Genomic DNA, 20,682 nt, shown 5'->3' with positions numbered 1-20,682 from the left:
CGCGGACTTGGATCCGCGCCGTTGTGATGCCGCTCACCGAATGAGCCGGCTTACTTTTTCTTCGGGAGGTACAGATCGGTGATGCTGCCGTCGTATACCTCGGCCGCCATGCCCACCGACTCGCCCAGTGTGGGGTGCGGGTGGATGGTGTGGCCGATGTCGTGCACCTCGCAGCCCATTTCGATGGCCAGTGCGACCTCCGAGATCAGTTCACCGGCGTGCACGCCCACGATGCCGCCGCCGATCACCCGATGGGTGGCCTCGTCGAACAGCAGCTTGGTGAAGCCTTCGGTGCGCGACAAACCGATCGCGCGGCCCGACGCCGCCCACGGGAACTTGCCGACGCCGACCTTCAACCCCTTGGCCTTCGCCTCGGTTTCGGTGACGCCCACCCACGCGATCTCCGGATCGGTATAGGCCACGCTCGGGATCACCCGCGCCACCCATTCCTTCTTTTCGCCGGCCGCGACTTCCGCAGCCAGCTTGCCCTCGTGGGTGGCCTTGTGCGCCAGCATGGGTTGGCCGACCAGGTCGCCGATGGCGAAAATGTGCCGCACGTTGGTGCGCATCTGCGCATCGACCGGGATCAGCCCACGCTCGCCCACGCGCACGCCGGCCTTCTCCGCGCCCAGCTTGCCGCCGTTGGCGCTGCGACCCACCGCCACCAGCACGCGGTCGAACAGCTTGCCGTCGGGGATGGACTCGCCCTCGAACGTGCAGGCGATGCCGTTCTTTTGCGCCTTGGCCTCGACCACCTTGGTCTTTAGGTGGATGGCGACGCCCTGCTTCTTCAGGCGCTCGGACAGCGGCTTGACCAGGTCCGCGTCGGCGCCGGGGATCAGCTGCGGCATGAACTCCACCACGGTGACCTCGGCGCCCAGCGCGCGATAGACCGTGGCCATTTCCAGCCCGATGATGCCGCCGCCGACGACCAGCAGCTTCTTCGGCACCTCGGCGAGGTCGAGCGCGTCGGTGGAATCCATGATCCGCGGATCGCTCCACGGGAACGACGGCAGCTTCACCGGCTGGCTGCCCGCGGCGATGATGCAGTGGGCGAAGCGCAGCAGCTGGGTCTTGCCGTCGGCGCCGGCGATCTCCAGCTCGTTGGCGGAAACGAACGTCGCCGTGCCCTGCACCACGCGCACCTTGCGCTGCTTGGCCATGCCGGCCAGCCCCCTGGTGAGCTGGCCGACCACCTTGTCCTTGTACTCGCGCAGCTTGTCGATGCTGATCTTGGGCTTGCCGAAGTCCACGCCGTATTCGCTGGCGTGCGCGGCCTGCTCGATCACGTCGGCGGCATGCAGCAGCGCCTTCGACGGGATGCACCCGACGTTGAGGCAGACCCCGCCGAGGTTGGCGTAGCGCTCGATCAGCACGGTGTCGAGGCCGAGGTCGGCGCTGCGGAACGCGGCGGTATAGCCGCCGGGGCCAGCACCGATCACCACCATCGCGCACTCGATGTCGGCCTGGCGACCGGACGGCGCGACGGCCTGCGATGCGGGCGCTGCCGATTCCACCTTGGCAGGCGGCGCTGCCGGTGCCGGCGCGTCGGTCCTGGCCGGCGCGGGGGCAACCGGCTTCGCCGCTGCTTCCGACTCCGCGCTGTCGATGATGGCGATCACACTGCCCTCCGACACCATATCGCCGAGCTTCACCTTCAAGGCCTTGACCACGCCGGCGGCAATGGCCGGAACCTCCATGGTCGCCTTGTCCGATTCCAGCGTGACCAGGCCCTGGTCCTTCTTCACGGAATCGCCCACCGCCACCAGCAACTCGATGACCGGCACGTCGCCATGACCGCCGATGTCGGGCACTTTCGATTCGATGTCCGCCATGTCCGTCTCCTTCAGAGCATGGCCCGACGCAGGTCGGCCAGCAGTTGTCCCAGGTAGCTGGTGAAGCGCGCGGCGGCGGCGCCGTCGATCACCCGGTGGTCGTAGCTCAGCGACAGCGGCAGCATCAGCCGCGGCTTGAACTTGTTGCCGTTCCACACCGGCCGGGTCTCCGACTTCGACACCCCGAGGATGGCCACTTCGGGCGCGTTGATGATCGGGGTGAACGCGGTGCCGCCGATCCCGCCCAGCGAGCTGATGGTGAAGCAACCGCCCTGCATCTGTTCCGGCTTGAGTTTGCCGTCGCGTGCCAGCGCGGCCAGCTCGCCCATTTCCCTGGCGATCTGGGCAACGCCCTTCTGGTCGGCATCGCGCAGCACCGGCACCACCAGCCCGTTCGGGGTGTCGGCGGCGAAGCCGATGTGGAAATACTGCTTGAGGACGAGATTGTCGCCGTCCAGCGAGGCGTTGAAGGTCGGGTACTTCTGCAGCGCGGCCACGCAGGCCTTGATGAGGAAGGCGAGCATGGTCAGCTTGCCGGTCTTGCCCGCGGCGATCGCCTTGGCGTTTTCCTCGTTGAGGGCCACGCGCAAGGCCTCCAGCTCGGTGATGTCGGCATCATCGAACTGGGTGACGTGCGGGATCATCGCCCAGTTGCGCGCCAGGTTGGCACCGGACAGCTTCTGGATGCGCGACAACGGCCTGGTCTCGATGGCGCCGAACCTGGCGAAATCCACCTTCGGCCACGGGATCAGGTTGAGCCCGCCGCCACCACCCGCCGCCGCCACGGGCGCCACGCCGCCGCCCGCCAGCGCCGCCTTGACGAACTTCTGCACGTCTTCCTTGGAAATGCGTCCACCGCGTTCGCTGCCGCCGACCTGCGCAAGATCCACGCCCAGCTCGCGTGCGAACAACCGCACTGCCGGGCTGGCGTAGGGCACCTTGGCCGGCAGCACCGCGTCGGCCTCGAAGCGCATCGGCGGGATGCCGGGCTGGCCCGGCTCGGCCACCGGCGCCAGCGCCGGCACCGGCGCGCCGCTTTCCACTGCGACCGGGGCCTGCTGGGCGATGGATTGGCGGGTCAGCGGATTGGGCGTGGGTGCCACCACCGCGGGCTCGACCTTCGCCCCGGTTTCCGCGCTGGCCACCGGGGCGGCGGGCACGGGCTGGGCGCGCGCTGGCGCATCGCTGGCGGCGGCAGCTTCGACATCGGCGGCTTCGATGACCGCCACCACCGCGCCTTCGGAAACGGTGTCGCCCAGCTTGACCTTGACCTCTTTGACCACACCGGCGAATGGCGATGGCACTTCCATGGTCGCCTTGTCGGATTCCAGCGTGACCAGGCCCTGGTCCTTGGCCACGGTGTCGCCGGGCTTGACCAGCAGTTCGATCACCGGCACGTCACCGTGCCCGCCGATGTCGGGGACGCGCGCTTCCTTCAGCTCGGCCATGGCCGGCACTCCGCTCGTGGGGAAAGGCGCATGGGAACATATCGCGGCGCCTGCCACAAATCGCAGCGCAGCAATCCCTGCTTTTTACCCGGGCAATTCAAAATACGCCACATGATTGAACCCTCTCGAGCCAGTTCACTGCCATAAACCCTGTTTTCACCCCCGGTGAAATCAGGGGTGCTCCGCCTCCACATGCACGCGCTCGCGACGCAGCAGGTACAGCCCGCTGGCGATGATGATCCCCGCCCCGCCCCAGGTGACTGCATCCGGCAACACGCCCCAGACCAGCAGGTCCAGGCCCACGCCCCAGACCAGCGCGGTGTATTCCAGCGGCGCGATCAGTGAGGCCTCGCCGACCCGGAATGCCTCGGTGATGGCGTACTGGCCCAGCGCGCCAGCCACCCCGATGGCGGCGATGATCCACGCATGCTCGCCGCGAAGGGGCACCCACTCCGGCGCCGCCAGGCCGCCCGCGCCCAGCGCCATCAGCGCCAGCAGCCAGAAGGTGATCGCCTGGGTGCTGTCGGTACGCGCCAGTACCCGCACGGTGATGGCAGACACCGCATAGCCGAAGGCGGCCAGCAGCACCGCGCCACCGGCCAGGGTCAGCATCCCCTGCCCGGTCGGCCGCAGAACCACCAGCACGCCCAGCAGGCCGATGGCGATCGCGGTCCAGCGCCGCGGGCCCACCCGCTCGCGCAGGATCGGCACCGACAGCGCGGTGATCAGCAGCGGCGCGACGAAGAAAATCGAATAGGCGGTGGACAGCGGCAGCGTCTTCAGCGCGTACACGAAGCTGGCCATCATGGTGATGCCCAGCACGCCGCGCAGCAGGTGCAGCGGCCATCGCACCCGCAGCAGCGCGCGCGGGCCGGCGCTGGCCAGCGCCCAGGCCAGCACCAGCGGCAGCGAGGCCATCCCGCGCAACGCCGCCACCTGCAGCGGCGGATAGTGCGCAGCCAGCGTCTTCAGGCCGGCGTCCATCAGCGAGAACAGCGCCACCGAGGCCAGCATCAACCAGATGGCCCGGCGCGGATGCGAGGTGGCGGCGTGCGTCGGCATCCGCCCAGCATGCGGTAACCTGCCCGCCCCGTCACCGTGCCGATTGCCATGCCTTCCTTCGACATCGTTTCCGAAGTGGATACCCACGAACTCACCAATGCCGTGGACCAGGCCAGCCGCGAGCTGACCACGCGGTTCGACTTCAAGGGCGTGGACGCCAAGTTCGCACTGGACGACAACGTGATCAGCCAGTCCGCGCCCAGCGACTTCCAGTTGCAGCAGATGACCGACATCCTGCGTGCGCGGCTGACCGCGCGGAAGATCGACGTGCGCTGCCTCGAGTTCGGCGACATCGAGACCAACCTGGCCGGCGCACGCCAGAAGGTGACGGTGAAGCAGGGCATCGAGCGCGAGCTGGCCAAGAAGATCCAGGGTGCGCTCAAGGACGCCAAGCTGAAGGTCGATTCGCAGATCAACGGCGACAAGCTGCGCGTCACGGGCAAGAAGCGCGACGACCTGCAGGCGGCGATGGCGCTGCTGCGCGGGCAGGACTTCGAGTTGCCGTTGCAGTTCGACAACTTCCGTGACTGACCCCGGCACCGGCGGGCCTGACCCGGCAACGGTCGAGGCCGACATCCGCCGCTGGCTGGAGCGCGCGGTCATCGGGCTGAACCTGTGCCCGTTCGCGAAGGCCGTTTCCGCGAGGCAGCAGGTGCGGATCACCGTCAGCGATGCGACCACCGAACGCGCGCTGCTGGAGCAGCTGGGCGAGGAGCTGGCGCTGTTGCGCGACACCCCGGCCGACGCCATCGACACCACCCTGCTGGTGCATCCGCAGGTGCTGGGCGATTTCCTCGACTACAACGATTTCCTGGGCGATGCCGATGCGCTGGTCGAGGCGTTGGACCTGGACGGCACGCTGCAGGTGGCCAGCTTCCATCCCGACTACCAGTTCGCCGACAGCGCGCCGGATGACCCGGCCAACCTGACCAATCGCGCGCCGTATCCGATCCTGCACCTGTTGCGCGAAGCCAGCATCGACCGCGCGGTGGCGGCCTATCCGGAGCCGGATGCGATCATCGATCGCAATATCGCGACGGTGCGGACGCTGGGGTTCGAGGGTTTCCGCGCACTGCTCTCGGGCAAAGCAGCACACTGACCGCAAGGCCGCGGCTCAGCTCGCAAACAGCTGCGCGCGGTCAGCGTCACCCAGCATCCGCCACTCACCCGCCGGCAACGCGCCCAGCGTCAGCCCACCCACGCGTTCGCGATGCAGGGCATCCACATGGTTGCCGAGCGCCGCGAACATCCGCCGCACCTGGTGGTAGCGGCCCTCGTGCAGGGTGAGCCGTGCGCTGCGCGGCCCCAGAACTTCCAGTTCCGCCGGCAGCAGCGGCGTCTGCTCGCCCTCCAGCATCAGCGTGCCGCTGGCGAACGCCGCCGCTTCGTCGCCGCGCAGGTCGCCGGCCAGGGTTGCCAGATAGACCTTCGGCAGCCTGGACTTCGGCGCGATGATCCGATGCAGCAGTTGGCCGTCGTCGGTGAGCAGCAGCAGGCCGGAGGTATCACGATCCAGCCGGCCCACCGTGGACAGCGCCGGGCTGCGCAAGCGGTAGCGCGGCGGCAGGAGGTCGAACACCACCCGCCCGCGGTCTTTGGTCGAACAGGTGGTGTTCACCGGCTTGTGCAGCATCAGCAGCAGGCCGGGCGGCGGGTCCAGCGCATCGCCGTCGATGCGCACGTCGTCGTGGTCCAGCGGATCATCCGCGTACAGCACCTCGCCGGCGGCGTTGGTGATGCGGCCTTCGCGGAACATCCACTGCACGTCCTTGCGGCTGCCGTAGCCCAGGTTGGCGATGTGCTTGACCAGCTTCATGCCTTCACCGCCTGCACGATCTTGAAGCCGCCGTTCTGGGCCACGCTGCGCACCTGCGAGAAGCCCGTGCCCAACGCGTCCTCGTAGGGCAGATGGCGATTGGCGACCAGCCACAGGCTGCCGCCCCGCACCAGCGCGTCCGCGGCGGCGGCGATGAAGGCGCGGCCGATATCGGGCCGGTCGCCGCGCCCCAGCGCGTGGAATGGCGGATTGCAGACGATGGCGTCGAAACGCCCGGGCACGCCTTGCTCGACATCGTGCCAATGGAAACCGGTCGGCACGCGGGCATCCGCGAGGTTGCGCTGCGCCAGCGACAACGCACGGGCATCCGCTTCGAACAGGTCGATCGACTCGACACGCGGGCAGCGCGCCAGCACCTGCATCGACAGATAGCCCCAGCCGGCGCCCAAATCCGCCACGCGTCCGCGCAGGTCGGCAGGCAGCGCCGCGGCCAGCATCGCCGAGGCGGCGTCCACGCGGTCCCAGGCAAACACGCCGGGCCGGCTGTGGAAGCTGCCCCCAGGCAGGCCGGGCGCCGCGATCTGGCGGGGGGCGTCCAGCCGACGCCACTGCGCCAGCAGCGCCGCATCGAAGGCCGCGTCGGGCTGGGTCCAGAAGGTGCGGCAATGGAACTTGCTCTGGGTGACAGCGCCGCCGGCCAGTTGCTTGAAGTCGGCCTCGCGCGATTTCGCACCCTCGTCGTTGGCCACCGCAGCGACCACCGTGCCGCCCGGCGCCAACGCCGCACAAGCCTTGGCCAGCAGTGCCCGCGCCTCCTCGCGCTGGCGTGGCGGCAGCACCAGCACCAGCGCGAAGCTGGCGTCGGGCAGCGCGTCCTCGTCCAGCAGTTCGATGCCGAGCCGCTGCAGGCGCGCGGCTTCCGGCCGGAACGGCTGGGTGGCCGCCAGCGCCGGCCGGCGATGGGCATGCAAGGCGGCGCCTTCGCGGCCGCGCAGGAACAGCACATCGCCCGCCGCCGGCCAGTGCAGCAGGCCTTCGGCAAACGGATGCATGAGGGCGTCGAGCGGGTTGTCACGCGTGTTGGCAGCCATGGGCGAAGTTTACAGGCCCGCCCAGCGCCCCCCGCCCAGCCGCCGCAACCCACCCAGCCCCCAATTGGCCATCAGGCAGAGTGCGGCCAGCGCGCACCAGCCCAAAGCAGCCCGGCCACCGGGCAGGGCCGCCGCCAGACCGCTCACCCAGCCGCGCCCGTACCAGGCCACCACCACCGCAGCCGACAGCGCGAACACCAGCCCCAGCACGCGCAACAGGCGCTGCTCCAGCAGCGTCGATGCCTCGGCCCGATGCTGCACCCGTGCCGCCATGCGAGCGGCGAAATCCATCGGCAGATCCACCGGCAGGGCATCGCGCAGTGCGCGGGCGATGCGCAGGTCGCCGGCGTCGGCATCCGCCTCGCCGCGGCGCGCCCGCTCCTGCGCCTGCCAACGGCGGGCGTCGATGCCGGCGGCGTGTTCGTCATGTCCGGAGTCGTGGTCGTGTTCGTGTTCGTGTTCGTGGATGCTCATGCGGCGACTCCAATGCGCGGGGCCAACAGCTCGCGCAGTTTGTTGCGGCTTCGGAACAGGTGGCTCTTGATGGTGCCCTCGGCCAGGCCGGTGATGGTGGCGATCTCGCCGATCGGCAGCTCCTCCAGATGGTAGAGCGTCAGGATCATGCGCTGCAGCGGCGGCAGTCGCTCGATCGCGGCGTGCAGCTCGCGTTCCGCCTCGGCACCCGCGTGCGCGGCGGCGAGGTCGAAACCATCGCTGACGTGGTCGAGCAGGGACAGCCCGTCCGCGTCCCCGGCCGGCTCGGCCAGCGGGATGCGCTTGCGCTCCAGATGCCGCTTGGCCACGGCATAGGCCACCTGCCCGATCCATGACTTCAGCGGGCTGTCGAAACGGTACTGGTGCAGGTATCGGTGCACGCGCAGGAACGCCTCCTGGCAAAGCTCGCGGGTGTCCTCGGGGTGCCGCACCATCCGCTGGATCACGTGCCAGCACAGGCCCTGATAGTCGCGCACCAGCTGCTCGAACGCGCCGGGGCGGTTTTCGAGCACGGCTTCGACAAGGGCGCGATCGGCATCCATCGTGCATCAGATACGGTCGGCGCGGCGGCGGTTGCAAGGTATTTCCGACCAGGCGACTGCAACCGGCGACAGGATGGCCGTATCTCTTCTTGCGAACGGCGCATCCCGCGCCACATTCCGAGGCAACCCATGAATGTCGATCTGCTGATCCCGGTGTCCCTGTTTGCCTGCATCGCCTATTCCATCAAGGCGGTAGTCGATGCCCGCGTGCGCAAGCAACTGGTGGCCAGCAACGGCGATGCGTCGCTGGTGCGCAGCATCCTGGAAGGCGACGAAAGCGCGCGCCGGCTGTCCTCGCTGCGCTGGGGCATCACCCTGGTGGCGCTGGCGCTCGGTTTTGGCATCGTCGAAGCGCGCGGCTGGCAGGACATCACCCCCGGCGTGATCGCGGTGCTGGTGGGGGCACTGGGCCTGGGCAACCTGGCCTTCTTCGCACTGTCGCGGCGGCTGCGCTGAGCCCGCTCCGGTATGCTGTCGGCCCCTCCAGGCCGACCGCACGCCATGTCTGACGACGCAACCACCGCCCCGCCCGACCGCCTTTCCAACGACCCGCGCAGCCCGTTCTACCGGGCCGAGCTGCTGGAGCGCGGCATCGGCATCCGCTTCAACGGCGTCGAGCGCAACAACGTCGAGGAATACTGCATCAGCGAAGGCTGGGTGCGGGTGCAGGCCGGGCGCGCACTGGACCGCCGTGGCGCGCCGATGACGATGAAAATCAAGGGCAAGGTGGAAGCATGGTTCCTGGACAGCGCCGGCGAAGCCGAAACGCCGGCTGACTGAAGCGGCCGATGGCCCGCGCCCTTGCACGGCGGCGAGCGCACACTGCCGACAGGCCCACGCGGAGAACGTCCATGCACGCCAGACTCAGCGCCCTCGCCCTGATCCTTGCCCTGGCCGGCTGCGCCGCCAGCGGCGACAACATGCTGGCCGCCGACGCACCGCGGGCGCTGCCCGATGCCGGCCCGGTCGCGGTGGCCTGGGCCGACCCCGCCACCTTCACCGAACTGCGTCGCAGCCAGAACCGCTGGAACAACGAGCGGGGCAGCTGGCTGACCGACCTGGCCAGCTACATGCGCAAGCGCGCCGTGGCCCGGCTGCCGGCCGGTGAGCGCCTGCAGCTCACCATCATCGATATCGACCGCGCCGGTGATTTCGAGCCGTGGCGCGGCATCGGCCAGCAGGACATCCGCATCGTCCGCGACATCTACCCACCGCGCATGACCGTGCAGTTCAAGCACTTCGATGCCAGCGGCGCGCTGGCTGCCGAGGGTGAGCGCAGGATCACCGACCCGGCATTCCTCGTGAACGCGGCGCCGATCAACGACACCGACCCGCTGCGCTACGAAAAGCGCATGGTCGACAGCTGGCTGCGTCGCGAGTTCGGCAATCCCGTCGCCAGGCGCTGATTGCAGCCGCGACGACCAGGAACAAGCCGCCTGCGGGCGGCTTCTTCGCGTTGTGGCCCAAGCCACTGTCCCGCGCGCTGGTGAAGCACGGGGCAAAGCCTGACCGCCTCCAGCGGCGCGCACCGACTGCGCCGGTGGTCGCGCCCGGCGAAGCTGGGCGCCACACCGCTACGAGTGCCGCCATGGAACCGCGCACCGCCCTGCTGGCCCTGCTGCTATCGGCCGCCCTGCTCTCGCCCATGCCCGCGTTCCCGGCCTCGCCGCTGCCGGCACCCATGCTGGCGACCCGCTTCCACGATGCCGGCGACCTCACCCACTGGCTGGTCAGCGAGAAGCTCGATGGTGTGCGCGCCCGCTGGGACGGCCACCGCCTGCTGACCCGCAATGGCGACCCGATCGACGCCCCGCGCTGGTTCACCGCCGGCTGGCCCGCGCAGGCCATGGAAGGCGAGCTGTGGATCGCACGCGGGCAGTTCCAGCAGGTCAGCGACCTGGTGCGCGCACTGCGGCCGGACCAGGCTGGCTGGCGCAAGGTGCGCTTCATGGCCTTCGACCTGCCCGGCGACGCCGACCCGTTTGCGCAGCGCGTGCAACGACTGCGGGCATTGGTCGCACTGGCCGGCTTGCCGCGGCTGCAGCTGATCGCCCAGACGCGCCTGCACGACCGCGCCGCGCTCGACGCCCGCCTGCGAGCGGTGCTGGCGGCTGGTGGCGAAGGCCTGATGCTGCATCGCGCGGCCGGCCGCTATGTGGGTGGGCGCAGCGATGGCCTGCTGAAGTACAAGGCCGCCGCGGACGACGAAGCGTGGGTGATCGGCTATCGCCCGGGCCGCGGCAAGTACGCCGGACAAGTAGGTGCACTGCTGGTGGAAGACGCGCGCGGGCGCCGCTTCGCGCTGGGTAGCGGGCTGTCCGACGCCGATCGCCGGCATCCGCCGCGCCACGGCAGCGTGGTGACTTACCGCTACGACGGCCTGACCGCCAAGGGCACGCCGCGCTTCGCCCGCTACCTGCGGGTGCGCGCCGAGCCAGGACGTGGCCGCCGCTGACCGCGCCGCTCACGTCGCTGCACGCCGGCTTCGTCGGCGCCTGCAGGGCTTCATCGCCGGGCTGCTTCCATCGCCGCGGCGCGCGGCTATCCTCGCGGCAACTTCCCGCACGCGCCACCCTCCATGTTCAAGCGTCTGTTCTTCATCGTCCGCATCGGTTGCGCCTGGGGCCTGGCGATCATGCTGGTGGTCGCCCTTTATTCCAGCCTGCCGCTGATCGGACGGTTCGAGGCTCCCGCGATCCTGTTCGCATTTGGCACCATGGGGCTGGTGGTGGCGGGTGCGTTTTCGCACCTGCACCGGGTCCGACTGGTGGCGGGGCGGGTGGACAACGAGACCCTGGACAACCGCCAGAAGCGGCTCATCGAGCTGCCGCTGGAGGCCGGCGAGGCCTTCGACCTGGTCGACGCCGCGGTGCGCGAGCTGCCCGGCGCCACCGAGGTACGCAGCGCGCGCGACAGCCTGCAGATACGCGCCAAGGTGACCCGCCCGCATCTGTATGGCGAACCGCCGCTGCGCCGCTGGAACCCCCTGCTGTGGTTCGCACCCGACCACAACCAGCTGCAGGCCACGGTCACCCCGGCGGGCGATAGCGGCCGAGTCACCCTGATCTGCGAGCCGGAAAGCCCGGCCTGGAGCGACTGGTTTCTGGTCGACGACGGCACCAACTTCGAGAACGCCGAAGCCATCGCCCGCGCGATCACCCGCCGCATCGGCGAACGCCGCCGCGGTGAGCGCGCCAGCGCCGCGCAGACCGCCACCGAGAAGGAACTCACCGAAGCCAAGCTGCACCTCCTGCATGCGCAGGTCGAGCCGCATTTCCTCTACAACACGCTGGCCAGCGCGCAGCTGCTGACCCGCAGCGACCCGGCCCGCGCCGAAGCGATGCTGGGCCACCTGATCCAGTACCTGCGCCGCTCGCTGCCCGACGCCAGGGACGACATGTCCACCCTGGGGGTGGAGCTGGAGCGCGCGCTGGCCTATCTGGAAATCCTGAAGATCCGCATGGGCGACCGCCTGGCGGTACAGGTAGACGTGCCGCAGGCGCTGCGGGCCACGACTCTGCCGGCGATGATGCTGCAGACGCTGGTGGAGAACGCGATCAAGCACGGGCTGGAGCCGCGCACCGGCGGCGGCACCGTATGGATCCGCGCGCGCCCGGACGATGGCGGCGTGGCGGTGACGGTGGCCGACGACGGCGAAGGCTTCAACAGCAAGACCAGCGGCACCGGCATCGGCCTGAAGAACGTGCGCGAGCGGCTGCGACTGCGCTACGCCGGCAGCGCCAACCTGTCTGTGATCGCCAACTTCCCCAGCGGCGTGGCGGCAACCATCACTGTTCCGGCGGCCGTGCCCTCGAACGGAGCCGGCCATGAATGAGATCAGCCAGAGCAAGCCCTGGACCTGCGTGGTCGCCGAGGACGAATCGCTGCTGCGGCAGGCGCTGGTGGCCGAACTGCAACGCGCCTGGCCGGCCCTGCGGGTGCTGGCCGAATGCGAGGACGGCGCCAGCGCGGTGGAAGCGCTGGCCGAACACCAGCCCGACGTCGCCTTCCTCGACATCCGCATGCCCGGCCTGACCGGCCTGGAAGTGGCGCGGATCGCCACCGACGCCAGCCCGCGCACGCGGATCGTGTTCGTCACCGCCTACGACCAGTACGCCATCGACGCCTTCGAACACGGCGCCGTCGATTACCTGCTCAAGCCGGTCAAGCGCGAGCGGCTGGATGCCACCATCGAACGCCTGCAGGCGCGCGATGCGCTGCCTGACTCGGCCGCGCTGGCGGCGCTGCTGGATCGGCTGGGCGCATTGCCCAAGCAGGCCGGCGCGGTGGAGCCATTGACGTGGCTGACCGCCAGCGCCGGCCGCGAAACACGCTTGATCCTGGTCGACGACGTGGCTTATTTCCGCGCCGACCAGAAATACACCACGGTGGTCACCGCGGACGGCGAGGCACTGCTGCGCAGCTCGCTGCGCGAACTGCTGCCACGGCTGGACGGCAACCTGTTCAAGCAGATCCACCGCGGCACCATCGTCAACCTGAAGGCCATCGCCGGCATCGTCCGCGACGACAGCGGGCGCGGCACGGTGCGGCTCAAGCACCGCCCGGAAACGCTGCTGGTCAGCCAGCCGTTCATGGCCCTGTTCAAGCACATGTGAGGCAACCCATGTTCAACCTCGGCATGACCAAGCTCGTCGCGCTGCTGCAGTTCCTGCTGGCCCTGGCCGGCTGCTCGCCGGGCGGCACCACCTGGACCAGCCGGGTGGACGCCGGGCCGGTGGCGCTGCACAGCAAGGCCAGCGTGCAGGACGGCGTGGCCCGGTTCGATTGCGTGCGCAGCAGCAGCGGCGCCTGCCACTACACCCTGTACCCGGACGCCTGCGGCGGCGATGCCGCCTGCCGGCTGGCGCCGCTGCAGCGCTTCAGCGTCGCCAGCGGCGACAGCCGCCAGCTGACCGGGATGGTCGGGTTCCGGCCCTGCGTGCGGCTGGACGATGTGCTGCCGGGCGCGGATTGCCATCCGGCCGCTGCCGGCGGCGCCGACTGAAGGCTGCCGCGCCGTTACCCTGCGCGCCGTTACCATCGGCGCATGAACTATCTCGCCCACGCCTGGCTGGCGCGGCATTCCGACGACGCCATCCTCGGCGCACTGCTCGGCGATTTCGTGTTCGGGCAGAGCGCACTGGCGGACTGGCCGCAGCCGGTGCGCGCGGAGATCGTGCGCCACCGCCGCATCGACCGCTATACCGATGACCATGCCGCGGTCACCGCCATGCGCGTCGGGTTCGGGCCGCTGCGGCGCTATGCCGGGATCGTGCTGGACGTGTATTTCGACCACTGCCTGGCGCAGGGCTGGGCGCGCTGGAACGAGGCGCCGCTGGCGGCGTTCACCGCGCGCATCTATCGCATCCTGGACGAACGCCGCGCCGAGCTGCCGCCGCGGCTGGCGGCAATCGCGCCGCGCATGGCCGCGCATGACTGGCTGGGCTCCTATGCCCGGCGCGAGAGCGTGGACGCCGCCGTGCGCGGCATCTCGACACGCCTCTCGCGCAACGGCGACCGGCTGCTGGCCTGCCTGGAGGTGCTGCACGCCAACGAAGGTGCGGCGCAGGCCACTTTCGAAACGTTTTTCCCCGACCTGATCGCAGCCGCCGGGGCATTGCGTGACGCTGGCTGAGCGTCCGTCGGGCTCAACGGCAGCGGAACAGGGCCGGCTGGCTGGCCACGTAGCTGCGGTTGCGGACATAGCCACTGCTGCGGCCATAGCCGATGCCGAACTCGCGCTCGCCGCGGCTGCACGGCTGGAAGTCGCCATCGTTGGCACCGCGTTCGGCCTTGCGGCGCTCGACGAAAGCGGGGCTGCGGGGGATGCGGGTGGTGTTGGTGAGCATGACGGCCTCCTGAATTGGTGTGCTGGTAATGTAATACACCGAATCATCATTACACATGGGCAGGAAGTCATGCATGGCGGTCCGTAGCGGATCGGTTCAGCTAACCTGCAGGGCGCGCCGGCAGTCCGCCGGTCCGACCGGAGCCCCGCATGACCCCGATCCGCCGACTGGCCGCGCTTTCCCTGCTGCTGGCCGCCAGCTGCGCCGGCGCCAGCGAACCCGTGGGCCGCGTCCGCGTCGCCTTCGACCGCGCAGGCGAAACCGCGGTTCGCGCCGAGGGTCTGGCGGACATCGGCAGCGCGCGCGCCCTGTCCGCCGACGACCCGGCGCGGGTGGCGTCGGTGAGCAAGCTGGTGACCACGATCGGTGTGCTGCGGCTGGTCGAGGCCGGCAAGCTGGAGCTGGATGCGGACATTTCCACCGCGCTGGGTTCCCCGCTGCGCAACCCGGGCTTCCCGGACGTGCCGATCACCCTGCGCATGCTGCTGTCTCATACCTCCAGCCTGACCGACGCCGCCGGCTACTGGAACGTGCCGCTGGGCCAGGACATCGGCATCATCACCGGCAACCCGCAGGCCTGGGATACGCAGCACGCACCGGGCACGTTCTTCCGCTACACCAACCTCAATTTCCCGCTGGTCGCGCAGGCAATGGAACGCGTCACCGGCGAGCGCTTCGACCGGCTGATGCGACGGCTGGTGCTGTTCCCGCTGGACATCGACGCCGGCTTCAACTGGTCCGGCAGCAGCGAGGCCGCGCTGGCCCGCGCGGTGGTGCTGTACGACGACCAGCGCCAGCCGCAGAAGGATGAACTGCACGGCCAGCGCCCGGCCTGCATGGTGATCGCGGCGGCCGATGGCAGCTGCGATCTGTCGCGCTGGCAGCCGGGTGAAAACGGCACGCTGTTTTCGCCGCAGGGCGGGCTGCGCATCTCCGCACGCGGCCTGGCCAGGATCGGCCGGATGCTGCTCAATGATGGCGAGCTGGACGGGGTGCGCCTGCTGACGCCGGCCTCGGTGGCGCTGCTGGACACGCCGGTGTGGCGCTTCGACGGCAGCAACGGCGTGATCGGCGAAGAAGACGAGCCCAACCGCGGCGGCTTCTTCTGCGCCTACGGCCTGGCCACGCAGCAGCTGGCGCAGGGCGATGGCAAGAACTGCCGCGACGATCTGTTCGGCGATGGCCGCGCGCGCATCGGCCACAGCGGCAATGCCTACGGTCTGCTGTCGGGGCTGTGGATCGACCGCAAGGCCGGCACGGGCGTGGCCTATTTCGCCACCGGCGTGGCCAACGATTCCAGCGGCGCGCGTTCGAACTTCAGCGCCACCGAGGAACAGGGCGCCAGCGGCTGGTGATGCCGGTCAGCCGCGCGCCCACGCCGCCAACAGCACGGCGGTGGCCGCGGCCACGTTGAGGCTTTCCACCGCGCCGCTGCCTGGAATCGACAGCCGCAGGTCGCAGGCAGCGGTCAACGCCGACGACATGCCCTCGCCTTCCGCACCCAGCACGTAGACCAGCCGGCGCGGCAGGCTGGCCTGGAACAGGTCGCTGCCGCCGCGCACCACGGTGGCAGCCAGCCCGAAGCCCGCGCTGCGCAGCTGGGCGATGCTGTTGTCCTCGCGCCCCAGCCGCACCATCGGCACCGCTTCGGCGCCACCTTCCGCGACCCGCGCGGCGGCGCCTGACAGCGCCAGTGTCGCGTGCTTGGGCAACAGGATCGCGGACACGCCGAAGTGCGCGGCGCTGCGCAGGATCGCGCCGAGGTTGTGCGGGTTGCCCACGCCGTCCAGCCACAGCGCGCACTGCGGCCCGGCCGGCAGGTCGCGCAACCAGCTCGACAGCGGCAGCGGTTCCTCGCGCAGCACCTCCGCGACGACGCCTTCGTGGTGGGCGCTGGCGGCGAGCTTCTGCAGGTCGGCGTCGTCCACCACCCTGTAGCCCACGCGGTTGGCCACGCACCACTTCAGCAGCGGCTGCAGCTGCGGGATGCGCGCTTCCAGCAGGTAGAGCTTGCGGATCGCCTGCGGCCGGTGCGCGAACACCGCCCGCACCGCGTTCAACCCGTGGATGCGCAGCTCCGCATCGCGACGCTCGCGCGCCGGATGCTGCGCGCCTTCCGCGCCGACGGCATGCGAAGAAGTCTCGTGCCGGGCCGGTTCGCGCCGGATCTTTTCCTGCGGCGAGGATTCGCGGCGCGGCGCGCCGTCGCGCGGCGGGCGCGGGCCACGCGGTTTCCACGGGGAACCACCGTCGCGATCATGCATGTCCGCCCACCTGCGGGGTTTCCGCTTCCAGTTGTTCCAACCGCTGCGCCAGCTCTTCCGGCGAATGCGTGTATTTCGCCAGCACCGCGTAGAACGCCGGCACCACGAACAGCGACAGCAGGGTGGAGAAGGCCACGCCGAAGATCACCACCACGCCGATGGTGGCGCGGCTGGCCGAACCCGGGCCGCCGAAGATCACCAGCGGCACCGCGCCCATCACGGTGGCGATGGAGGTCATCAGGATCGGCCGAAGGCGCACCGCGGCGGCCTCGACGATGGCGTCGTGGATGGCACGGCCCTCGTCGCGCAGCTGGTTGGCGAACTCCACGATCAGGATGCCGTTCTTCGCCGCCAGCCCCACCAGCATCACGATGCCGATCTGCGAGAACAGGTTGACCGTGCCGCCGGTGATCCACAGGCCCAGCAGCGCACCGAGCACGCCCAGCGGCACCGTCAGCATGATCACCAGCGGGTGCAGGAAGCTCTCGAACTGCGCGGCCAGCGCCAGGTACACGATCAGCAGCGCCAGCGCGAAGGTGACCAGTACCTCGCCACCCGACTGCTGCAACTCGCGCGACTCGCCCTTCCAGCTGATCTGCGCGTAGTCGGGCAGCGAGGCGCGTGCGGTCTGCTGCGCCCAGGCCACCGCATCGCCCAGCGGATAGCCGGGCGCCAAGCGCGCGCTCAGGGTGATCGAACGCAACCGGTTGAAGCGGTTGAGCGTGCCCGGCTCGGCCACTTCGCGCAGCGTGACCAGGTTGGACAGCGGCACCAGCATGCCGCCGCGTCCGCGCACCTGCAGCGCATCCAGCGCCGCCACCGAATCGCGGCCGTCGCGGTTGGCCTGGATCTTGACGTCATATTCCTCGCCGTTGTCGACGAAGGTGGTGACGCGGCGGCCGCCCATCATCGTTTCCAGCGCGCGGCCGATGTCGGTGGCCGACACGCCGAGGTCGGCTGCGCGCGCGCGGTCGATCACCACCCGCATCTGCGGGCGGGTTTCCTTGTAATCGGAATCCGGGCCGACGAAGCCGGGGTTGTCCGCCATCTTCGCCAGCATGATGTCGCGCCACTGCGCGAGCTCCTTGTAGTCCGGCCCGCCCAGCACCAGCTGGAACGGCTGGCCGCGGGTGCGCACCAGCCCGCCGCCGGCCATGGTGCGCACTTTCACCCCGGTGAGCCCGGAGAACTTCTTCTCCAGCTCGCTGGCCAGCTCCACCGTGCTCTTCTCGCGCTGGTCCCACGGCTGCAGGAAGATCATCGCGCGGCCGGTGTGCATCTCCTCGCTGGCACCGAAGCTGCCGGGCACGCGCGGGTTGGCGCGCAGGATCGGCTGGTCGGGGCCGGTTTCATTCGCCAGGATCGCCTCGACCTGCTTCATCTGGCCGACGGTGTAGTCGAAGCCCGCACCTTCCGGGCCTTCCATCATCAGCTGGAAGGAACCGCGGTCCTCGGTCGGCGCCAGTTCGCTCGGCAGCAGCTTGAACAACAGCACCAGCGCCACCACTGCCGCCGCCATCAGCCCGCCGAACAGCCCGACCCGGTGGATATGGCGGTTCAGCACGCCGCGATAGCCGCCGGCCAGGCGCTGGAAGCGCGCGTTGATCCACTCGCTGGCACGGTTGCCGTGCACCGCGTGCGGGCCGGTATGCGGGCGCAGCAGCTTGCTGGCCATCATCGGAGTCAGGGTCAGCGCGACGAAAGCCGAAATGGCCACCGCCGCCGCCAGCGCCACCGACAGCTCGCGGAACAGGCGGCCGGTATTGCCCTGCAGGAAACCGACCGGCAGGAACACCGCCACCAGCACCGCGGTGGTGGCCAGCACCGCGAACGCCACTTGCTTGGTGCCGCGGCGCGCGGCCACCAGCGCCGGCTCGCCGAGATCGACGCGGCGCTGGATGTTTTCCACCACCACGATGGCGTCATCGACCACCAGCCCGATGCACAGCACCAGCGCCAGCAGGGTGAGCAGGTTGATCGAGAAGCCGAACGCGTACAGCGCGATGAACGAGGCGATCACGCATACCGGCACGGTCACCGCCGGGATCAGCGCCGCGCGCGCGCTGCCGAGGAACAGCCAGATCACGATCAGCACCAGCACCACCGCTTCCAGCAGGGTTTCGTACACCCGCTCCACCGCCGCCGAGATGAAGGTGGTGCTGTCGTAGGCGACGTAGATGTCGGTGCCCTTGGGCAGCGTCGGGCGGATGCGCTCGGCCTGCGCCTTCGCTTCCTCGGCCACCTCCAGGCTGTTGGCGGTGGAGGTCTTGACGATGCCGATGCCCATCGCCGGTTCACCGTTGCTGTGGTAGTAGGCGCGCCGTTCGGTGGACTCCAGTGCCACCCGCGCCACGTCGCCCAGCTTGACCACGTAGCCGTCGTCGCCCTTGCCCAGCGGCATCTGCGCGAACGCTTCCGGGGTGGTGTAGTCGCGCGCCACCCGCAGGATGAAATCGCGCTGGCTGGATTCCAGCCGGCCCGCACCCAGTTCGACGTTTTCGGCGCGCAGCGCGCTTTCCACATCGGCAGGCGTGAGCCCGCGCGCGGCCAGCGCGTCGCCATCCAGCCAGATCCGCATCGCGTAGCGCTGGCTGCCGCCGAGGAACACGCGGGCCACGCCCTGCAGGCTGGAGAAGCGGTCGACCAGATAGCGCTGGGCGTAGTCCGACATCTGCATCTGGTCCATCGTGGTGGACCGCAGGTTGAGCCACAGGATGGCGTCGGAGTCGGCCTCGACCTTGCTGATCTCGGGCGCGTCCGCCTCTTCCGGCATGCGGTCGGCGACGCGGCTGACCGCGTTGCGCACATCGTTGGCGGCGGCCTCGATGTCGCGGCTGGCGTAGAACTCGATGCTGATCCGCGAACTGCCGTTCTGGCTGTTGGAATCGATGGTGTTGATGCCTTCGATGCCGGCCAGCGCGTCTTCCAGCGGCTTGGTGATGCGGGTCTCGACCACGCCCGCCGAGGCGCCGGGATAGTCCACCTGCACCGAGACGATGGGCGGGTCGATCGCCGGCAGCTCGCGCAGGGTCAGGCGCAGGAACGACATCGTGCCCAGCACGATCAGCAGCAGGCTCATCACCACGGCCAGCACCGGCCGCTTGATCGAAAGGTCGGACAGCTTCATGGCGTCACTTCGCGCCGTCGGCTGCGGGCGCAGCGCCGCCCGACGCGATCTTCGCACCCGGCTGCAGCTTGCCCGTGCCCTCGACCACGATCCGCTCGCCCGCGCGGATGCCTTCCTTCAGCATCACCTTGCCGGGGATGCGGCCGCCCACCACCACGTCGGCCTTCTCCACCGTGCCATCGTCCTTGACCCGCCACAGGAAGGTTTCGCTGCCGATCTGCTGCACCGCCAGTTCCGGCACCACGATGGCCGGGCGGGTGCCGCGCACCAGCGCCACCTCGATCAGCATGCCGGGCTTGAGCAGGCGCTCGGGATTGGGGAAGTCGCCGCGCACGGTGGCGGCGCGGGTGCCCGCGTCCAGCCGCGCCGACACGGTGCTGACGCTGCCGTCGAAGCTGCGTCCGGGGTAAGCGCCGGCTCGGCCGCTCAACGCCTGTCCGGGCGCGACCCCGGCCAGTTCGGTTTCCGGCACCGGGAAATCCACGTACACGCGGTCGATGGCGTCGAGGGTGGCGATCACCGTGCCCGGCGTGACCAGCGCACCGGGGCTGACCTGGCGGATACCCAGCACGCCGGCGAACGGCGCGCGGATCACCCGGTCGGACAGGTTGGCGCGGATCTGCGCGGCCTGTGCGCGGGCGGCATCGCGGGCGGCGCGGGCGGTATCGAAGGCAGAACGCGCCACCAGCTGTTGACCCACCAGTTGTTGTTGGCGCTGGAACTGCTGCTCGGCTTCGCGCACCTGTGCTTCCGCCGAGGCCAGCAGCGCCTGCTGCTGCTGGCCGCTCAGGGTCACCAGCGCGGCGCCACGCGCGACTTCCTGGCCGCTTTCGAAATGCACCTGCTGCACGGTTTCGCTGACCTTGGCGGTCACCGTCACCGCCTCGTGCGCCTTGACCGTGCCCAGCGCACGCAGCGCATCGTTCCAGTCCTGTTCGCGCACCACCGCCACTTCCACCGGCACCGGCTGGTTGCCACGACCGCCGCCGGGGCCACCTGCGGCGGGGCCGTCCTGTTTGCCGCAGGCGGAAAGGGCAAACGCCGCGATCGCGGCGAACAGCAGGAAATGGCGGCGGATCAAAGGCATGGCGCGGCTCAGGCGGGGGGCTCGCGATTCTAGCCTTTGCCGATGACAACCCTCCTGTGCCATCGGCTTGGCACGTCGCTGTCAACGCCGCGCCCGCTGGTGCGT

General features: G+C 69.8%; 22 protein-coding genes. 11 read left to right on the top strand and 11 right to left on the bottom strand.

All coding sequences use genetic code 11. The annotated features are described in order from the left end of the window. Nucleotides 1-50 precede the first annotated feature (50 nt). The 3 genes from lpdA to G582_RS0103850 form a co-directional block, all read right to left on the bottom strand. Complete coding sequence (lpdA, locus tag G582_RS0103860) at nucleotides 51-1,835, bottom strand: dihydrolipoyl dehydrogenase (protein ID WP_028838708.1); 1,785 nt, start codon at nucleotides 1,833-1,835, stop codon at nucleotides 51-53. An 11-nt stretch (nucleotides 1,836-1,846) separates the two neighbouring features. Then, entirely contained in the window at nucleotides 1,847-3,283 is a 1,437-nt protein-coding gene (locus G582_RS15380; RefSeq protein WP_051246627.1) for a dihydrolipoyllysine-residue acetyltransferase, read from the bottom strand. A 171-nt stretch (nucleotides 3,284-3,454) separates the two neighbouring features. Then, entirely contained in the window at nucleotides 3,455-4,345 is an 891-nt protein-coding gene (locus G582_RS0103850) for a DMT family transporter (protein ID WP_028838707.1), read from the bottom strand. A 48-nt stretch (nucleotides 4,346-4,393) separates the two neighbouring features. Here G582_RS0103850 and G582_RS0103845 point away from each other — a divergent pair, with 48 nt between their 5' ends. Next, nucleotides 4,394-4,876, top strand: coding sequence for a YajQ family cyclic di-GMP-binding protein (locus G582_RS0103845; RefSeq protein ID WP_028838706.1), 483 nt, complete (start codon nucleotides 4,394-4,396; stop codon nucleotides 4,874-4,876). After that, nucleotides 4,869-5,444, top strand: a complete 576-nt coding sequence (locus G582_RS0103840; RefSeq protein WP_028838705.1) for a DUF1415 domain-containing protein — start codon at nucleotides 4,869-4,871, stop codon at nucleotides 5,442-5,444. Before G582_RS0103845 ends, G582_RS0103840 begins: the two co-directional genes overlap by 8 nt. Before the next feature lie 15 nt (nucleotides 5,445-5,459). Here G582_RS0103840 and G582_RS0103835 read toward each other — a convergent pair whose 3' ends face one another. The 4 genes from G582_RS0103835 to G582_RS0103820 are packed head-to-tail and all read right to left on the bottom strand — an operon-like array spanning nucleotide 5,460 to nucleotide 8,250. Continuing rightward, the gene (locus G582_RS0103835; protein WP_028838704.1) at nucleotides 5,460-6,161 is read right to left on the bottom strand and encodes a pseudouridine synthase; all 702 of its coding nucleotides are present in this window, start codon (nucleotides 6,159-6,161) and stop codon (nucleotides 5,460-5,462) included. Beyond that, complete coding sequence (locus G582_RS0103830; RefSeq protein ID WP_028838703.1) at nucleotides 6,158-7,213, bottom strand: class I SAM-dependent methyltransferase; 1,056 nt, start codon at nucleotides 7,211-7,213, stop codon at nucleotides 6,158-6,160. Before G582_RS0103830 ends, G582_RS0103835 begins: the two co-directional genes overlap by 4 nt. Before the next feature lie 9 nt (nucleotides 7,214-7,222). Beyond that, nucleotides 7,223-7,687 carry a hypothetical protein gene (locus G582_RS17095; protein WP_051246626.1) on the bottom strand — a complete coding sequence of 155 codons (465 nt, stop codon included), beginning with the start codon at nucleotides 7,685-7,687 and terminating at the stop codon, nucleotides 7,223-7,225. Further along, complete coding sequence (locus G582_RS0103820) at nucleotides 7,684-8,250, bottom strand: RNA polymerase sigma factor (RefSeq protein WP_028838702.1); 567 nt, start codon at nucleotides 8,248-8,250, stop codon at nucleotides 7,684-7,686. The genes G582_RS17095 and G582_RS0103820 overlap by 4 nt, the downstream gene beginning before the upstream one ends. Before the next feature lie 129 nt (nucleotides 8,251-8,379). On the opposite strand from G582_RS0103820, the gene G582_RS0103815 reads away from it, so the two are divergent. The 8 genes from G582_RS0103815 to G582_RS0103780 all read left to right on the top strand — a co-directional run bounded on the left by G582_RS0103815 (nucleotide 8,380) and on the right by G582_RS0103780 (nucleotide 13,885). Then, nucleotides 8,380-8,706, top strand: a complete 327-nt coding sequence (locus G582_RS0103815) for a hypothetical protein (protein WP_028838701.1) — start codon at nucleotides 8,380-8,382, stop codon at nucleotides 8,704-8,706. A 45-nt stretch (nucleotides 8,707-8,751) separates the two neighbouring features. Beyond that, entirely contained in the window at nucleotides 8,752-9,030 is a 279-nt protein-coding gene (locus G582_RS0103810; RefSeq protein ID WP_028838700.1) for a DUF3297 family protein, read from the top strand. Nucleotides 9,031-9,101: 71 nt separating this feature from the next. Further along, nucleotides 9,102-9,656 carry a DUF3016 domain-containing protein gene (locus G582_RS0103805; RefSeq protein WP_028838699.1) on the top strand — a complete coding sequence of 185 codons (555 nt, stop codon included), beginning with the start codon at nucleotides 9,102-9,104 and terminating at the stop codon, nucleotides 9,654-9,656. Nucleotides 9,657-9,838: 182 nt separating this feature from the next. Beyond that, entirely contained in the window at nucleotides 9,839-10,705 is an 867-nt protein-coding gene (locus tag G582_RS0103800) for a DNA ligase (protein WP_038052750.1), read from the top strand. Between the two features lie 123 nt (nucleotides 10,706-10,828). Then, on the top strand, nucleotides 10,829-12,085 hold the full coding sequence (locus G582_RS0103795; protein ID WP_028838697.1) for a sensor histidine kinase: 1,257 nt from the start codon (nucleotides 10,829-10,831) through the stop codon (nucleotides 12,083-12,085). Beyond that, complete coding sequence (locus tag G582_RS0103790; RefSeq protein WP_051246623.1) at nucleotides 12,078-12,866, top strand: LytR/AlgR family response regulator transcription factor; 789 nt, start codon at nucleotides 12,078-12,080, stop codon at nucleotides 12,864-12,866. The genes G582_RS0103795 and G582_RS0103790 overlap by 8 nt, the downstream gene beginning before the upstream one ends. 23 nt (nucleotides 12,867-12,889) lie before the next feature. Beyond that, the gene (locus G582_RS15370) at nucleotides 12,890-13,255 is read left to right on the top strand and encodes a hypothetical protein (RefSeq protein WP_138347520.1); all 366 of its coding nucleotides are present in this window, start codon (nucleotides 12,890-12,892) and stop codon (nucleotides 13,253-13,255) included. A 42-nt stretch (nucleotides 13,256-13,297) separates the two neighbouring features. Beyond that, the gene (locus tag G582_RS0103780; RefSeq protein ID WP_028838695.1) at nucleotides 13,298-13,885 is read left to right on the top strand and encodes an acyl carrier protein phosphodiesterase; all 588 of its coding nucleotides are present in this window, start codon (nucleotides 13,298-13,300) and stop codon (nucleotides 13,883-13,885) included. Nucleotides 13,886-13,898: 13 nt separating this feature from the next. Here the strand turns inward: G582_RS0103780 and G582_RS0103775 are convergent, their stop codons facing one another. Beyond that, a complete protein-coding gene (locus G582_RS0103775; protein WP_028838694.1) occupies nucleotides 13,899-14,099 on the bottom strand; it encodes a hypothetical protein in 201 nt (66 codons plus the stop codon). Between the two features lie 149 nt (nucleotides 14,100-14,248). Between G582_RS0103775 and G582_RS0103770 the strand changes: the two genes are divergently transcribed. Beyond that, complete coding sequence (locus G582_RS0103770) at nucleotides 14,249-15,454, top strand: serine hydrolase domain-containing protein (protein ID WP_038052747.1); 1,206 nt, start codon at nucleotides 14,249-14,251, stop codon at nucleotides 15,452-15,454. Nucleotides 15,455-15,460: 6 nt separating this feature from the next. On the opposite strand, the gene G582_RS0103765 is transcribed toward G582_RS0103770, so the two are convergent. The 3 genes from G582_RS0103765 to G582_RS0103755 are packed head-to-tail and all read right to left on the bottom strand — an operon-like array spanning nucleotide 15,461 to nucleotide 20,577. After that, on the bottom strand, nucleotides 15,461-16,363 hold the full coding sequence (locus G582_RS0103765) for a TrmH family RNA methyltransferase (RefSeq protein ID WP_028838692.1): 903 nt from the start codon (nucleotides 16,361-16,363) through the stop codon (nucleotides 15,461-15,463). Beyond that, nucleotides 16,356-19,490: an efflux RND transporter permease subunit gene (locus G582_RS0103760; protein WP_028838691.1), complete on the bottom strand. Its 3,135-nt coding sequence runs from the start codon at nucleotides 19,488-19,490 to the stop codon at nucleotides 16,356-16,358. Before G582_RS0103760 ends, G582_RS0103765 begins: the two co-directional genes overlap by 8 nt. Before the next feature lie 4 nt (nucleotides 19,491-19,494). After that, nucleotides 19,495-20,577 carry an efflux RND transporter periplasmic adaptor subunit gene (locus G582_RS0103755; protein WP_028838690.1) on the bottom strand — a complete coding sequence of 361 codons (1,083 nt, stop codon included), beginning with the start codon at nucleotides 20,575-20,577 and terminating at the stop codon, nucleotides 19,495-19,497. Between the last annotated feature and the right edge of the window lie 105 nt (nucleotides 20,578-20,682).

The organism is Thermomonas fusca DSM 15424 (genome assembly GCF_000423885.1).
GTDB lineage: Bacteria > Pseudomonadota > Gammaproteobacteria > Xanthomonadales > Xanthomonadaceae > Thermomonas > Thermomonas fusca.
This window is presented reverse-complemented; position numbering and strand designations above follow the sequence as displayed.

What these genes read in the sequence shown, in the direction of transcription:
- lpdA (WP_028838708.1), bottom strand. Translation starts at nt 1,835, where the DNA reads ATGGCGGACATCGAATCGAAAGTGCCCGACATCGGCGGTCATGGCGAC.
- G582_RS15380 (WP_051246627.1), bottom strand. Translation starts at nt 3,283, where the DNA reads ATGGCCGAGCTGAAGGAAGCGCGCGTCCCCGACATCGGCGGGCACGGT.
- G582_RS0103850 (WP_028838707.1), bottom strand. Translation starts at nt 4,345, where the DNA reads ATGCCGACGCACGCCGCCACCTCGCATCCGCGCCGGGCCATCTGGTTG.
- G582_RS0103845 (WP_028838706.1), top strand. Translation starts at nt 4,394, where the DNA reads ATGCCTTCCTTCGACATCGTTTCCGAAGTGGATACCCACGAACTCACC.
- G582_RS0103835 (WP_028838704.1), bottom strand. Translation starts at nt 6,161, where the DNA reads ATGAAGCTGGTCAAGCACATCGCCAACCTGGGCTACGGCAGCCGCAAG.
- G582_RS0103830 (WP_028838703.1), bottom strand. Translation starts at nt 7,213, where the DNA reads ATGGCTGCCAACACGCGTGACAACCCGCTCGACGCCCTCATGCATCCG.
- G582_RS17095 (WP_051246626.1), bottom strand. Translation starts at nt 7,687, where the DNA reads ATGAGCATCCACGAACACGAACACGAACACGACCACGACTCCGGACAT.
- G582_RS0103820 (WP_028838702.1), bottom strand. Translation starts at nt 8,250, where the DNA reads ATGGATGCCGATCGCGCCCTTGTCGAAGCCGTGCTCGAAAACCGCCCC.
- G582_RS0103815 (WP_028838701.1), top strand. Translation starts at nt 8,380, where the DNA reads ATGAATGTCGATCTGCTGATCCCGGTGTCCCTGTTTGCCTGCATCGCC.
- G582_RS0103810 (WP_028838700.1), top strand. Translation starts at nt 8,752, where the DNA reads ATGTCTGACGACGCAACCACCGCCCCGCCCGACCGCCTTTCCAACGAC.
- G582_RS0103805 (WP_028838699.1), top strand. Translation starts at nt 9,102, where the DNA reads ATGCACGCCAGACTCAGCGCCCTCGCCCTGATCCTTGCCCTGGCCGGC.
- G582_RS0103800 (WP_038052750.1), top strand. Translation starts at nt 9,839, where the DNA reads ATGGAACCGCGCACCGCCCTGCTGGCCCTGCTGCTATCGGCCGCCCTG.
- G582_RS0103795 (WP_028838697.1), top strand. Translation starts at nt 10,829, where the DNA reads ATGTTCAAGCGTCTGTTCTTCATCGTCCGCATCGGTTGCGCCTGGGGC.
- G582_RS0103790 (WP_051246623.1), top strand. Translation starts at nt 12,078, where the DNA reads ATGAATGAGATCAGCCAGAGCAAGCCCTGGACCTGCGTGGTCGCCGAG.
- G582_RS15370 (WP_138347520.1), top strand. Translation starts at nt 12,890, where the DNA reads ATGACCAAGCTCGTCGCGCTGCTGCAGTTCCTGCTGGCCCTGGCCGGC.
- G582_RS0103780 (WP_028838695.1), top strand. Translation starts at nt 13,298, where the DNA reads ATGAACTATCTCGCCCACGCCTGGCTGGCGCGGCATTCCGACGACGCC.
- G582_RS0103775 (WP_028838694.1), bottom strand. Translation starts at nt 14,099, where the DNA reads ATGCTCACCAACACCACCCGCATCCCCCGCAGCCCCGCTTTCGTCGAG.
- G582_RS0103770 (WP_038052747.1), top strand. Translation starts at nt 14,249, where the DNA reads ATGACCCCGATCCGCCGACTGGCCGCGCTTTCCCTGCTGCTGGCCGCC.
- G582_RS0103765 (WP_028838692.1), bottom strand. Translation starts at nt 16,363, where the DNA reads ATGCATGATCGCGACGGTGGTTCCCCGTGGAAACCGCGTGGCCCGCGC.
- G582_RS0103760 (WP_028838691.1), bottom strand. Translation starts at nt 19,490, where the DNA reads ATGAAGCTGTCCGACCTTTCGATCAAGCGGCCGGTGCTGGCCGTGGTG.
- G582_RS0103755 (WP_028838690.1), bottom strand. Translation starts at nt 20,577, where the DNA reads ATGCCTTTGATCCGCCGCCATTTCCTGCTGTTCGCCGCGATCGCGGCG.